This is a genomic window from Kitasatospora sp. NPDC002965 (assembly GCF_040611255.1).
In the GTDB taxonomy this organism is placed as follows: Bacteria; Actinomycetota; Actinomycetes; order Streptomycetales; family Streptomycetaceae; genus Kitasatospora.
The window spans coordinates 1-13,386 of the sequence record NZ_JBEXNT010000002.1; the positions used below are offsets into that span (position 1 = coordinate 1).

Sequence of the window (13,386 nt, forward strand, 5' to 3'; positions counted from 1 at the left end):
GCCCCCCCCGCCCCCCCCGGACGCCGCCGCGCCCCCCGAGGCGGCCCCGCCACCCGCTGCCGCGCCGCCGCCGGTGGCCGCGGCCCCGCCGGAGCTGCCGCCCGAGCTGCCGGCGCCGCCCGTGGACGGCTTGCCGTCCACGATCTTGCAGTCCAGCGGCTGGCCCTTGGCGTCACAGGCGCTGGGCTGCGGGGCGCTGTCCAGGATGGTCAGCCGGCCGGCGGCGTTGAAGGTCGGGTTGTTGCAGTTGGAGAGGGTGTTGGGGTCGACCGGGCTGGCGTTGCCGGGGATGTGCTGGGCCTGGAGCAGTCCGCCGCGGACCAGGCCGCGCGGGATGGGCGAGTAGCCGAGGTCGTCGGCCTCGCCCTGGCCCTGGCAGAGCACGTAGGAGAGGAACTTGCTCAGTGCGCCGCCCTTGTCGTTGCTGAAACGCGGGAGCGCCTTGAGGGAGTTGGCCCGCGGCACCACCAGGTAGCTGTAGCTGGAGAGCGGGTAGGAGCGTGCGTCCGAGTTGGTGTAGACCTCGTCCAGGTTCTGCTGGAGGTAGTTCGGGTCGTCCGGCGAGGTGTTGTCGTCGACACCGCGGATCTTCGCGGCGGTGAGCGCGATGGCGACGTTGGGGGCGGTCGGCAGGACGTAGTAGCCGGCCGGGTTGAGGACCTTCACCACCGGCCAGTCGCTGCGCTTGGCGAACGCGTACTCGTCGTAGCCGATGGTGCCGTCGCCCGAGCTGGCCTTGATGTAGCCGGCCACCGTGTCCGAGCCGTTCTGGGCCGTCATCCGGCCGGACGGCGGGAAGAACTCGGTGAACTCACCGCAGGAGACCTTGTTGACGGACTTGCAGTACTCCTCCCACTGGGCGGGGAAGGTGTGGCTCATCCACCGGGTGAACTGGGCCGTCGCGCCGGAGCCGTCCGAACGGATCACCGGGGTGATCGGCAGGTTGGGCAGCGTCCGGCCGTAGTCGGCGGTGACCTTCGGGTCGTTCCAGTTGGTGATCTTGCTGGTGAAGATGTCCATGATGGTCTGGGGCGAGAGCCGCAGGTCGCGGACCTGCTTGCCACCGATCTTCAGGTTGTACATCAGTGCCGTACCACCGGCGGTGATCGGGACGTAGGAGTAGCCGTACACCGGGTTCTCCACGCCGCCGCCGCCGCTGCGCAGGACCTCCTCGCTCGCACCCGTGTCGATCTGGGTGCGGAACGGCACGTCGGAGGCGGTGAAGTCGTTCTGGCCGATGGACCACTCCTGGCGGCCACGGGCCGAGCCGACGGCGCTGAAGTCGATCTGGATGCCCTGGGGCCCGACGTCCTGGCGCCACTGGTCGATCGCCGGGTACGCCCAGCTGGAGCCGCTGGCGGTCAGCGCGACGGCCGCGTGCGCCGGGGTGGCCTGCCCCAGCAGCAGCGAGCCGGCCGCGAGCAGGGTGGACATCAGCACGGCCAACGGGCGTGCCAGGGGGCGGCGTTCGGCCTCCCGCGACATGGGAACTCCTCCGGTACTGAGGGTGGTCAATCGGAACATCAGTGCTCCACGGTGGCGACGACGGGACCGCCGAGGTGGGCGGGGGTGGGCTGCTCCGGCCGGGGGGCCCGAGCGGGTTGGGCGGCGCGGGCGAGCTTGCGCTTCTGGCGCCGGCTCATCTCTCCGGGGCCGCGACCGCCGAGCAGACGCGCGGTGACGAAGAGGATCATCACCACCGCCATCAGGGTCAGACCGGCGGCGAAGGCGCGCGCGGTCATCTCGGGGACCGGCAGCTTGACGTAGCTCCAGATGTAGAGCGGCAGCGAGATCTGCTGCCCCTCCAGGGGGTTGGCGTTGAGGCGCGAGGTGAAGCCGGCCGTCAGCAGGACCGGCGAGGTCTCGCCCACCGCGCGCGCCATGCCCAGCACGACGGCGGTCACCAGACCGCGCCGCGCGGTCGGCAGCACGACGTTCCAGACGGTCCGCCACTGGCTGCCGCCGAGCGCGTACGAGGCCTCCCGCAGGGTGCCCGGCACCAGGCGGATGACGACCTCGGCGGCCCGGGTGACGATCGGCATCATCATCACCATCAGCGCCAGGGAGGCCGCGAAACCGCTCTTCTCGAACCCGAAGGTGAGGATGACGACGCCCAGGATGAAGAGGCCCGCGACGATCGACGGCAGCGCCGTCATCGCCTCCACCAGCGTCCGGACCGGACGGGCCAGCCGGCCGCCGATCTCCGACATGAAGACGGCTGCGGCGATGCCCAGCGGGACGGCGAACAGCGTGGCCAGGCCGAGCTGTTCGAGCGACCCGACGACCGCGTGGAGTGCGCCGCCGGAGGTGATCGGGGAGAGCGAGGCCGTGCTCACCATCGTCTCGGTGAAGAAGTTGCTGTGCTGGGCCGCCTCGAACCCCTTCGAGGCGACGTAGCCGATCTGGTCGGCGATCAGCCCGACGACGAACAGGCCGGAGCTCCAGGCGACCACGGCCACCAGTCGCTCACGGACCAGGAGCGGGCCCCACTGCATCCGGCCGAGGAGGAAGTAGCCGACGAGGAAGAGCACGTACCAGCAGAACAGGAAGCCCAGGGCGCCGCTGAACGGGAGCACCCGCTCGTACAGCACCCAGTCCAGTCCCAGCGCGCCGACCAGCGCGCCGGCGATCGTGAGGAAGTCGTCGCGGGTGGTCCCGCCGAGCTTCAGTTTCCGCTCCGGACGCGGGTCCTTCCGGTCCGGTTCGGCGTGCGGCTCGTCCGGCAGGGGCGTCGCGGGTGCCACGGCGGGCGGCCTGTCGAGGGTGGTCATCGGTGCGTCCCTTCACGGCGGAGCGGAAGCGGTCGGCGGGCCCGGCGGCGGGTGCTCCGGCCCGCCCCGGGGTCCTGGTCGGCCGCGGCGCCCTTTCGGGGCGGCCGCCCCCGGTCGGTCGTGCTTCTCTGGTCGGCCACGGCTCAGTCCACCGTCGCCGAGCCGGAACGGGAGCGCGAGATCACGAAGCTCGCCGCCACGTTGACCAGCAGGGTGATCCCGAACAGGACCAGGCCGGCCAGCATCAGCGCGGAGAGGGCCAGCCTGTCCGACTCGCCGAACCGCAGCGCGATCAGCGCGGAGATCGAGTTGCCGCCGTTCTCCAGCACGTGGGTCATGGTCTTGAAGCTCGGCGAGATGATCAGCGCGACGGCGATGGTCTCGCCCATCGCGCGGCCGAAGCCGAGCATCACGGCCCCGATCACACCCCCGCGCCCGAACGGCAGGACGACCGTGCGCACCATCCCCCAGCGGGTGGAGCCGAGCGCGTACGCGCCCTCGCGTTCGCCCTGCGGGGCCTGCGAGAACACCTCACGGCTGAGCGAGATGATGATCGGAATGATCATCAGGGAGACCACCACGCCCGCGACGAAGGTCGACGAGGTGTAGGAGGTGGCGATGTCGCCGGTGCGCACCTTGAGGAAGGGGATCACGTCACCGAGGTGGTTGGAGGCCCAGCGCGCGAGCCCGATGATCTGCGGCTGGAGGAAGAACAGCCCCCAGAGCCCGTAGACGATGCTGGGGATCGCCGCCATCAGGTCGACCAGCGAGATCAGCGTCGCGCGCAGCCGCACCGGTGCGTACTCGGAGATGAAGACCGCCGTGGTGATGGCGACCGGAACGGCGATCGCCAGCGCGATCACGGCGATCAGGATGCCGTTCGGCAGAACGGCCGCGATGCCGAAGTTACCGGCCTGGGTCTGCCACTTCTGTTCCGTGAAGAAGTCGAAACCGACCACGCGCAGGGCATCGGCGCCGCGCAGGATCAGGAAGAACGCGATCAGCCCCATGATCACGAAGACCGAGAGGCCCGCGGTCCGCAGCATGCCGCGGAACACCCGGTCGCCGGGCGTGGCGGGGGCGGTGATGGTGCGGGGTACGTCGGGGTCGGGCTGGCGTGGAGCCTCGGCGAACGGTGCCGCGGGCTCGGCGGCGGCTGTCATGGTCTGCTCTCCGGCGCACTCGGTGGGAACTGCACGGTCCAGGGATCACGGTGGTCGGGGGAGGACGCCGGGCGCGATTCCCCGGGGAAGGGCGCCCGGCGACGGGAAGCGGACTCGGCGGGGCCGGGACGGCGGCCCCGCCGAGTCCTCACCGACCGGGCGGCGTCAGGGGCTGCGGCGGATCCGCGCCCAGACCCCGCGGGTGGCGGCGGTCAGCCGCGCACCGGCCGGGGTACCGCCCAGAACGAGCGCCGCCGGGCCGCCGACCAGCAGCACCAGGCCGGCGATCAGGGCGATCGGCAGCAGCAGCCGGGCACTGCCCGAGCGGTCCGCCGACGGCGAACCGGCCGCCACCGGCGCCGCCGCGAGCGGCCCGCCGTTCTGGCTCGGAGCGGCGCTCGGCGCCGGCTTGGCGGCGGCCGGTGCGGTCGCCGCCGGAGCGGGCGCGCCGCCCGCCGTTGCGCCGGAACCGCCGGTGGCCGAGCCGCCGACGCCTCCCGACGTGCCGGAGCTCCCCGACGTGCCGGAGCCACCGGACGTGCCCGAGGTGCCGGACGTGCCCGACGAACCGGAGGACGAGGCGCTGCCGTCCGTCACCGGCGTACCCGTCGTCCCGGTACTGCCCGTCGTGCCGGTGCCCCCGGTCGTGCCGGCGCCGCCCGTGCCCGAGCTGCCGCCGGTCGAGGCACCACCGGTCGACGTGCCGCCGGTCGTCCCGGCCCCGCCGTCCGTGCCACCGGTCCCGGAGGGGTTCTCCCCGCCGCCCGGTGTGGTCGGCGGCTTCTGGTTGCCCGGCCACTTGCCGTCCTGCGCGGTCACGTGCTGGACCGCGTCCTGGGCCTGCGCCCGCTGCTCCTTGGTCAGCGCGAGGAAGCCCTCGGGCAGCCGGCCGGGCTCGACGCCGTACAGCTGGCCGGTGTCGGTGACGGTCTTGAGGAACGTCCCGATCGCCGCCGCCTTCTCCGCCGGCACACCGCCGGTCGGCACCATCGCGTACTGCACCGTGGTCAGCGGGTACGCCCGCTGGTCACGGGCGTAGGCGCTGTCCGTGGCGCCGTAGGGCAGCAGCTGCGTCCCGGTCGCGGGGTCCACCGGCATGTCCGCGACGGCGGACTGCAGGGTGTCCCGGGACGGCGAGACGAAGGCACCGGCCGCGTTCTTGAGCGAGGCCTCGGGGATCGCGTAGGCCTTCGCCTGGGCGCTGTCCAGGATCGCGAACAGCATCCGCTCGCCGATCACCTGCGGGTAGAACGACGGGTGGTTGCCCTGGGCGTCCGGGTTGGCCTGCTTGGCCGTCACCTGGCCCTGCTGGATGAACCGCAGCACCTGGTTGAGGCTGGTCTGCAGCGGGTTCCACTCGAACTGCTTCCAGTGCTTCACGTGATCCGGCAGCGGTGTGCCTCCGGGCGTCTCCACCCCGCCGCTGTCGTCCTCCCGGACCAGCTGGTCGGTCGGGTAGCCGCCGAACTCGGGCCGCATGTAGCGCGTGTTGACCCGGGTGCCCCACGGGTCCTGCTCGCCCTCCAGGAACCGCGCCGCCTCCGGGTCGCTCGCGATCCACGAGGTCAGCTGGTAGGTCAGGTCGGTCGAGGTGCCCAGCACGATCGGCAGGGACTTCTCCGGGCCGCCGCCGCACTCGGGCCAGGCGAGGCCGCTCGTCGGGGGCAGCGGGTTCAGCGAGCGGAACTCCTCGTCGGCGAAGATGCAGTTCGGGTTGTTGCCGACCGTGGGCATCTCGATCCCGGGGGCCCGGTAGCTCTGGGTCAGCAGCTTCGCGACCAGCCGGGCGTTGAGCTTCATGTCCCGGATCTGCCGACCGGTCGGCGAGTCGACCAGGAAGGCCACCGAGATCCCGGTCGTCGCCAGCGGCGCGTAGACGTACGGCCGCGTCGGCGGATCCCGGTCAGGGAGCGCGGTGAGGCCGACGTCGCGGGTCCCCCGCAGGAACGACTGCCGGGCCTGCGGCTCGCCGCCGCCGGAGGAGTACTGGACGGTCAGCGGGGTCTTGCCGAGGCACAGCCCCGTGATCCACTGCTGCATGGCGCGGTTGAGCATCTCAAGGCCGGACACCACGAAGTCGTTGGCCCGGACGCCGCAGTCCTCGGGAGTGGCGTTGAAGGTGAGCGGGATGACGACCCGGTTGGCCCACGCGCACTGCTCGTTGCCGTTCATCCCCGTGAACGGGTTCTCGTACCCGGTCATGATCACGTCGGTGGCCGTGTAGAAGATCGCCCCGTCGTTGTCGATCATGTGGTCGGCGCAGTCCGGCTGGCCGTTCCGCATCCCGTAGAGGTCCAGCGGATCGCCGCCGTAGTTGGCCTCGACCACGATCGAGCAGGGGTGGGCGGCGTCGCAGCCGAGCGAGGGGCTCAACCGCGAGGACCGCACCTCGATCGGCGCCGTACCGGATCCGTCCGCCCCGGTGACCGCGATCGCCATGTTGCTCGGCAGGTCGGGGGCGGTGGTGCCCTGGGGGGGGTACTTCTGCTCGAAGCCGGCCGCCGGGTCGGCACCGAACATGGTGCTGCCGTAGCAGTCCATGACCTTCGGGTCGGTCCCGCGGCACTGGTAGATCCGGACCGGGTACATCACCTGGTCGGAGTTCTGCTGCACGGCCGTGGCCTGTTCCCCGGTCCTCAGCACGCTCGGCGTGAAGCCGCTCCAGGAGACCTGGATCACCTGGTCGGTGAGGCTCTCCGTCTGCGAGACGGTGACGCTCCCGTGGGGACCGTACGTTCCCGTACCCGGCTCCGCGCCCGGTATCCAGACCTTCGGCCCGGTCACCGTCTTCGCCGAGGCCGCCAGGGCCTGCGGGGCGGTGCCGAGCCCGATCGGCACCGTCACCAGGGCACCCACCACGGCGAGGACGAGTGTGAGCGAGGGTAGTCGCCGGCGCCACCGCCCTCTTTCTCTCGGGTCGGGTACGCGGATTCTCATGGCGGGTACCTCCGGGAATCGCGAGCCGCGCACGAGGGCGGCACGAGGGAATGGTCGCGTTGAGGGGTGACGGCTCCGGTTGCCTACTATTCGGCCATCCGGACATGGCCGGATCAGGTCGACCGGATGTACGAGAACACAACGCGACGACTCCGTACCGGAGTTGGGAACTCCGCATACGAGCGGGCCCGCGCCGGAGCGCGGGCCCGTCATGGTGCGGCGATCACTGACGGGCCGCGGTTCAGCTGCCCTGAGTGAACGTCAGGGCGAAGGTGCCGACCGACTGGCCGGCCTTGAAGAAGCTGGTCTTGAGCTTGGAGTCCAGGTACTCCGCGCCGGCGGCGTCCAGCTGGAGGTCGGTGGTGTTGAGCGTCTGGACGGCGCCGTTGCGGCCGATCTGGCTGTCGCCGGCCGGGTCCAGCAGGGCGACGGGCGCGGTGCCGCCGACCGGCACGCCGGAGATCTGCCAGGAGTCGACACTGAAGTGGAGCTGCTTGAAGGTGGCGCTCTTGCCGGTGAAGACGTTGATGAAGAGCAGGCCGCCACCGAGGTCGATGTCGCCGTAGTAGCCGGAGAGGTTCGCCGAACCGCCGGTCACCGGGAAGGTGGTGGAGATGCCCGTGGTGCTGTCGTACGACGGGGCGGCGGTCGGCAGCGGGATGACGACGATGCCGTTGAGCGCCTGGTCCTTCAGGAAGGTGGTGCTGGAGTTGACCACCGCGCTGCCGGTGGACGGCGTGCTCGCCGGGGCCGCGTCGGCGACGGCCGCACCACTCATGCCGGTGACGGCGAGGACGACGGCGGTACCAGTGGCGGCGAGACGGGCGCGGGTACGGGACATGCTGGACTCCTAAGGAGAGGTGAAAGGTTGTGCTGGGTGGAGCAGACGACCAGGAGGTCGCCTCGTCGGCGCCGGCCCCGCACTGCCCGGCGGGGTCGGCGGCCGAAGATCTGGCCCCCGGCAACGGCGTCGCGGCGCGGCTGCGGGCCCGGCGCCCGGCGCGGCCGGAAGCCGGTCAGGAGAGGGTGCCGCAGAGGCCGGCGGGCAGCGGGAGGAAGCCGTGGGTCTTGATGTCGGTCACCGCGGTCGCGTTCCCGCAGATCCAGCCGGTGGTCCCGAGGAAGTTCCGTAGGGCGGTGCCCTGGGGGGTGTTCGCGACGTAGGCGGCCTGCCGGACCACGTCGTGCACCAGCCCCCCGTAGAGCGACGAGGCGAGCGGCGCGTTGATCGCGGTGGTCGTGGTGTCGACCGGCGGGATCCCGTCGACCGCGCGGACGGTCAGCGGGCCCGGCGCGTCGCCCGGGAGGCTGCGGCCGAAGTACACCTGGCCGATGTAGTGGCCGACCGAGTAGGGGAACACCGCGTCCGGGTCGTTGAGCAGCGGGTGGAGGCCCTGGTTCTCGACCGGGGTGGTCGTGACACACCCGCCCGGGATCACCGAGGTGCCTCCGCCGACGGCCCTCAGGAAGCGCAGCCGGGTGCCGGAGTCGGCCGGCGGCAGGAAGGGCTTGATGACGGCGTTCGGCAGCAACGGGTTGATCTGCTGCCAGTTGGTGAAGGTGCACTCGTAGATGCCCTTCAGCTCGGTCGAGGTCAGACCCACCGGCGCGTTGCCGCCCGACGTGGCCGCCCAGGAGACCGCGTCCTTGGCCAGCGCCACGAAGCTGTTGGTCGCGGGGTCGGAGGGCAGCCGGCCCCGGTCCGACCTGACGAAGTCGACCCCGTTGGGGATCGCCTGGAGCGCGACCAGACCGTTCTGGAGTCCGAGGGGCCGGGAGGCGGCGGGGAGGCCCGTCTTCAGCGTGATGATCTGCGTTCCGACCGCGTCGAAGCTGTACGCCCGCGGCGCGGTCACGTTGCCCAGGGACGTCAGGTACGCGTTGTAGTCGGCGGTCAGCTGGTTGAGCAGCGGGGCGGTGGTCTGCGAGCCGACGCCGACAATGGAGTTCGGTGCGGGGACGACTCCCGCGGGCGGGTCCGCGGCGGCGGAGCCGCTCCCCAGGCCCGCCAGTGAGGCGGTGACCGCCGTGACGGCGAGCAGCTTGCCCAAGACTGTGCGCATCGTTCCCCTGCTCCCTGTGCGGCGGTCGTCCGGTGGGGCCGGCGGCCACGGGCGCGAGGCCCGTGACCGCCGGGTGGTGCACTCGGTACTGATCGTGCGGGTGGCGCGGTGGATCAGATGTGGGTGGTGGAGCCGCAGGCGCCGTTCGGGAGGGCCAGGAAGCCGTAGTCCTTGATGATCGCGGAACCGGCACCACCGTTGGTGCAGATCCAGCCGCCGACACCGAAGATGGCGCGCAGCGCGACACCGTGGGCGTCGGTCGCGGTCCACTCGGCCTCGCGGACCACGTTGTAGATCACGCGGCCGTAGGCGGTGGCGGCGAAGGAGGAGTTGATGACCTTCGGGGTGGCGGTGCTGACCGGCACGATGCTGTTGATGTCACGGATGGTCAGCGGGCCCTGGGCGTCGCTGCCCGAGGCGTGGCCGTTGAAGACCTGGCCGATGTAGTGGGCGACGGAGTAGGGAACGACCGCGTTGGCGTCGTTCAGGACCGGGTCGGTGCCCTGGTTCTCCTGGACGAGCGGGTTGGCCGTGACGCAGGCGCCCGGGACGACGGCGGTGGCGCCGCCGATGGCCTTCAGGAAGAAGGACCGGGTGCCGGAGTTGGTCTGCGGCAGGAAGGGCTTGATGGTGGCGTTCGGCAGGGTCGCGCTGATCTGCGTCCAGTTGGTGATGGTGCACTCGTAGATGCCCTTGAGCTGGGCGGTGGTCAGGTTGGACGGCGCGTTGCCGCCCGACTTGGCCGCCCAGGAGACCGCGTCCTTGCCCAGGGTGACGAAGATGTCGGTGGCCGGGTCGCCGAGCTGCGGGCCACGCGAGGAGCGGGCGAAGTCGACCGTGGTGCTGGTGTTGGTGTTCAGCGCGTTGATGCCGGCGCCGGAGCCGTTCGGGCGGGCGATCGAGGTCGCACCGGTCTTGGTGGTGATCGGCGAGGAGCCGGTCGCGTCCCAGCTGTAGAGGCGCGGCAGGGTGCTGCCGGCCGGCAGGGAGGCGTTGTAGCCGACCGAGAGGCCGTTCAGGACGGCCTGGGTGGTGTCCGAGCCGACGCCCACGATGTCCTGGGCGAGCGGCAGGGTCGGCAGCGTCGACGGGTCGGCGACGGCGGTGCCGCTCGCGACGGTGACGACCGAGGTCGCGATGGCGGCGGCGGCGAGCAGCTTGGCAGCGGTCTTGCGCATGTTCCGGTTCCTCCGGTGGGAGAGACGTACATCGCTTGCCCGGGTACTGGTTGTCAGTCCCGGGGCCGGGTGACCGCGTCCGCGGCGGCCTCTCCGGCAGTGCCGATCCTGTCGGTCGGCGCGGTTCCGTCGGAAGGGTGGTCAGTGACCCGGGGGGATTGTCGATATCTCGGTTCGGAGAGGTTTAGCGACTGGTCAGGATGGTCGAGCAGGGTGGTAAATCCGCAGGTGGGAGGCCGGTTACGTTCTTCTCCAGGTGGCGACTCGGGGGTTTGCCGGAAACCTGCGCTTCACCGGAAAAGGGGGGAAGGGGAGAGGTGGGGCGGAGCGGGAACGGGCGCGGGACCGCGACGAGCAGGAAGAACGGGCCGCACCGGCGAACGGGCCACCGGGAGGAGCACGGGCGCAGCTCCGCAGCGGCACCGGAGCGGGCGGGGTGGGCGGAGCGGGCGCGGCGGGGAGAGGAGGGGCGACCGGAGGCCCGGACTACCAGGGCCAGGTGCCGTCGCGCCCGAGCCGGCGCAACTCCTGGCCCAGGTGCTGGAGCCCGGCGCGGAAGCCCTCCACGCCGGCCTGGCACTGGTCCCGTCTCAGGTAGCCGCGCGCGCTGCGCGCCACCGGGCCGGCCGCGTCGGCGGCGCCCGGACGGGTGGTGCGGACCGGCAGGTAGGCCGTCCAGACCCAGAGCCGCGCGTCGGACTGGCCGACGGTACATCGCAGCGCGGTCCGTTCGATGATCAGTTCCCGGAGGGCGTCGGCGAGTTCCGCCTCGCTCCGGTAGGTCCGCACGCCGACGCCGAGTTGCCGCCCGTTGGCGGCGCGCAGCGCCCAGCCGAGGCAGCGGTCCCCGGCCGGGACGGTCAGCAGCTTCGGTCCGCGTCGTTCAGCGGACATCGGGGAACCTCAACGACACTCCACGGTCCGGGAGTTCGAGAGCGGGTTGCTTCGCCAGCAGCACCACGAAGCGACGGAAGGCGTTCTGACAGGTCGCGTACCGCTCGTACGCGCGGCTGGACCGGACCTCCGGGAGGGCGCGCGAGCCGGGGATGACCCAGACCCACCCGATGCCGTCCCGGACGTGCGTGATCCGGGCGGTGAGGCTCTCGGCCCCGGCCCGTAAGCCGTCGAAGCCGCGCTCCGCCTCCCCGGCCGTGTCGTACGCCGCCGCGGTCACGGCCACCACCCGGCCGTTGGGCGCCTTCAACTGCCAGCGGTACCGCCCGTCCGGTGCACGTTCTGCTCGAAACCCCCCTCGACTTGCCCCCGCTGCGGTGTGACCGCGGCCAGACGCGTCCACTGCTCCCCCACAGTCCGGTACCTCTCCGAGACGGGAGTAAAGCTATGTGTGCACACGAGACCGCCGGAAGCCCAGGAAATGCACAACTTGCTCCGTTGGCCGGGAAGTTCTCTCTCGTTAAACTTTCACCGGGTGCACACCAACCGCGCGCCAACCACTCCCGGAGCCGCTCCGCACCGTCCACAAACAGTTCGAACCGGGCCCATCACCTGCACGGGTGTTCAGAGCCGGGCCGTCCAGCGCACCCTGGTGCCCCGCCCGTAGGGCCCGGGCTCGTGCCAGGCGTCGCCGCCGAGCGCCTCGGCGCGCCGGGTCAGGTTGCGCAGGCCGCTGCGCCGGCCGCCCTCGGGGATGCCGACGCCGTCGTCGGTGACGGTCAGCAGCACGCCGGGCCGGCCGCCGCGGTCGAGGGACTCCGGGTCCCCGCCCACCGGGTGCCCGGCGTCGTCCAGGTGCACGGTCGCCTCCACCTCCACCCCGACCCGGGACGCCCGCGCGTGACGGGCCGTATTGGAGAGCATCTCCCTCAGCGCCGCCAGGAGTTGACGACCCGGTTTCTCGCCGACCAGGCTCTCCACCGGCCCCATGAAGGAGACCGAGGGCTTGAAGCCGAGCGCCGCCGCGGCCTGGCTGCACTCGCGCAGCACCCGGGTGCGCAGGGTGTCGGGCGCGTCGCCGTGGTTGTCGTGCTGGAGGGCGTAGATCGTGGTGCGGACCTCCTGGATGGTGGCGTCCAGCTCGTCCACCGCCTGGCCGATCCGGACCTTCACCTCCGGCACCACGGCCCGCCGGGCGGCGCCCTCCAGCATCATCCCGGTGGCGAACAGCCGCTGGATCACCAGGTCGTGCAGGTCGCGGGCGATCCGGTCGCGGTCCTGGAAGACGGCGAGGCGCTGCTGGTCCCGCTGGCCCTCGGCGAGCCGCAGGGCGAGCGCGGCCTGCGAGGCGAAGGTCTCGGCGAGCTGCTTCTCGGCCTCGGTGAACGGCAGTGCGCCGCGCGGGCGCCAGACGCAGAGCCCGCCGAGCACCCGGCCGGCGGCGACCATCGGCACCGCCAGCGACGGGCCGAAGCTGCGGGCCGCCCGGATCACCACGCTCGGGTCGGTGGACATGTCGTCGAGGTGGACGCTCTCCCCCTTGAGCAGCCGGGCCGCGAAACTGTCCGGCGGGAGCAGCTCGCCGCGGACGAACTCGGCGGCCTCGCCGGAGGCGTGGGCGATCCGCATCTGTGCGGCCTCGGCGCCTGCGTCGGCGTCCACGTCCGCGGTCGGCAGCAGGATCATGCCGAGCGCCGCGTCGGCCAGCTCGCGGACCTGCTCGGCGGCGACGGTCAGCGCGACCTCCGCCTCCTCGGTGGAGAGCAGCGCGGTGGTGACGGCGGCGGCGCCAGCGATCCAGCGCTCGCGGCGCCGCCCCTCCTCGTAGAGGCGGGAGTTCTCGATCGCGACGCCGGCGGCGGCGGCGAGCGCGTGCACCACCTGCTCGTCCTCGGGGGTGAAGGCCCCGCCGCCCTTCTTCTCGGTGAGGTAGAGGTTGCCGAACACCTCGTCGCGGATCCGGATCGGCTCGCCGAGGAAGGTCCGCATCGCCGGGTGGTGCGGCGGGAAGCCGTACGAGCGCGGGTCGGCGCCGAGGTCGCTCAGCCGCAGGGGCTCGGGGCGGTCGATCAGGACGCCGAGGATGCCCCGTCCGACCGGCAGCTCGCCGATCTCGGCGGCGTTGCCGTCGTCGATCCCCACGTGGATGAAGTCGGACAGTCCGTGCCCGCCCGGGGCGATCACGCCGAGGGCCGCGTACCGGGCGTCGACGAGTTCGGCGGCGCCGGTGGCGATCCGGTGCAGGGTGGCGTGCAGGTCGAGCCCGGCGCCGACCGAGACCACCGCCTCCAGCAGGCGCTGCATCCGGTCGGTGACGGCGGCGGCGGACTGCAGCCGCTCGGCGACCTCGGTGACCAGGGTGTCCAGGCCGAGCGAGGCG

The 13,386-nt window shown here is 72.1% G+C and carries 10 protein-coding genes; all 10 read right to left on the reverse strand.

Features of this window, described 5'->3' with window-relative positions; translation table 11 throughout:
- The coding region (locus ABZY91_RS01015; protein ID WP_355398870.1) for a phosphate ABC transporter substrate-binding protein PstS at positions 1–1,485 on the reverse strand (1,485 nt) is incomplete at its 3' end.
- Between the two features lie 38 nt (positions 1,486–1,523).
- A complete protein-coding gene (pstA, locus tag ABZY91_RS01020; protein WP_355398871.1) occupies positions 1,524–2,771 on the reverse strand; it encodes a phosphate ABC transporter permease PstA in 1,248 nt (415 codons plus the stop codon).
- 143 nt (positions 2,772–2,914) lie between these two features.
- The gene (gene pstC, locus ABZY91_RS01025; RefSeq protein ID WP_329884713.1) at positions 2,915–3,934 is read right to left on the reverse strand and encodes a phosphate ABC transporter permease subunit PstC; all 1,020 of its coding nucleotides are present in this window, start codon (positions 3,932–3,934) and stop codon (positions 2,915–2,917) included.
- 165 nt (positions 3,935–4,099) lie between these two features.
- On the reverse strand, positions 4,100–6,871 hold the full coding sequence (locus ABZY91_RS01030) for a hypothetical protein (protein ID WP_355398873.1): 2,772 nt from the start codon (positions 6,869–6,871) through the stop codon (positions 4,100–4,102).
- A 241-nt stretch (positions 6,872–7,112) separates the two neighbouring features.
- Complete coding sequence (locus tag ABZY91_RS01035; RefSeq protein WP_355398875.1) at positions 7,113–7,712, reverse strand: hypothetical protein; 600 nt, start codon at positions 7,710–7,712, stop codon at positions 7,113–7,115.
- 175 nt (positions 7,713–7,887) lie between these two features.
- Positions 7,888–8,934, reverse strand: a complete 1,047-nt coding sequence (locus tag ABZY91_RS01040) for a substrate-binding domain-containing protein (protein WP_355398877.1) — start codon at positions 8,932–8,934, stop codon at positions 7,888–7,890.
- A gap of 113 nt (positions 8,935–9,047) precedes the next feature.
- Positions 9,048–10,112, reverse strand: coding sequence for a substrate-binding domain-containing protein (locus ABZY91_RS01045; RefSeq protein WP_329884717.1), 1,065 nt, complete (start codon positions 10,110–10,112; stop codon positions 9,048–9,050).
- A gap of 486 nt (positions 10,113–10,598) precedes the next feature.
- Positions 10,599–11,006 (reverse strand): hypothetical protein, encoded by a 408-nt coding sequence (locus ABZY91_RS01050; protein ID WP_329884718.1) that lies wholly within the window; start codon positions 11,004–11,006, stop codon positions 10,599–10,601.
- Complete coding sequence (locus ABZY91_RS01055) at positions 10,996–11,409, reverse strand: DUF1508 domain-containing protein (protein WP_329884719.1); 414 nt, start codon at positions 11,407–11,409, stop codon at positions 10,996–10,998. The genes ABZY91_RS01050 and ABZY91_RS01055 overlap by 11 nt, the downstream gene beginning before the upstream one ends.
- Positions 11,410–11,630: 221 nt before the next feature.
- Positions 11,631–13,310 carry a GAF domain-containing protein gene (locus ABZY91_RS01060; RefSeq protein ID WP_355399105.1) on the reverse strand — a complete coding sequence of 560 codons (1,680 nt, stop codon included), beginning with the start codon at positions 13,308–13,310 and terminating at the stop codon, positions 11,631–11,633.
- Positions 13,311–13,386: the final 76 nt, after the last annotated feature.

Coding starts and splice junctions, on each gene's coding strand:
- pstA (WP_355398871.1), bottom strand. CDS start 2,771: ATGACCACCCTCGACAGGCCGCCCGCCGTGGCACCCGCGACGCCCCTG.
- pstC (WP_329884713.1), bottom strand. CDS start 3,934: ATGACAGCCGCCGCCGAGCCCGCGGCACCGTTCGCCGAGGCTCCACGC.
- ABZY91_RS01030 (WP_355398873.1), bottom strand. CDS start 6,871: ATGAGAATCCGCGTACCCGACCCGAGAGAAAGAGGGCGGTGGCGCCGG.
- ABZY91_RS01035 (WP_355398875.1), bottom strand. CDS start 7,712: ATGTCCCGTACCCGCGCCCGTCTCGCCGCCACTGGTACCGCCGTCGTC.
- ABZY91_RS01040 (WP_355398877.1), bottom strand. CDS start 8,934: ATGCGCACAGTCTTGGGCAAGCTGCTCGCCGTCACGGCGGTCACCGCC.
- ABZY91_RS01045 (WP_329884717.1), bottom strand. CDS start 10,112: ATGCGCAAGACCGCTGCCAAGCTGCTCGCCGCCGCCGCCATCGCGACC.
- ABZY91_RS01050 (WP_329884718.1), bottom strand. CDS start 11,006: ATGTCCGCTGAACGACGCGGACCGAAGCTGCTGACCGTCCCGGCCGGG.
- ABZY91_RS01060 (WP_355399105.1), bottom strand. CDS start 13,310: ATGCAGCGCCTGCTGGAGGCGGTGGTCTCGGTCGGCGCCGGGCTCGAC.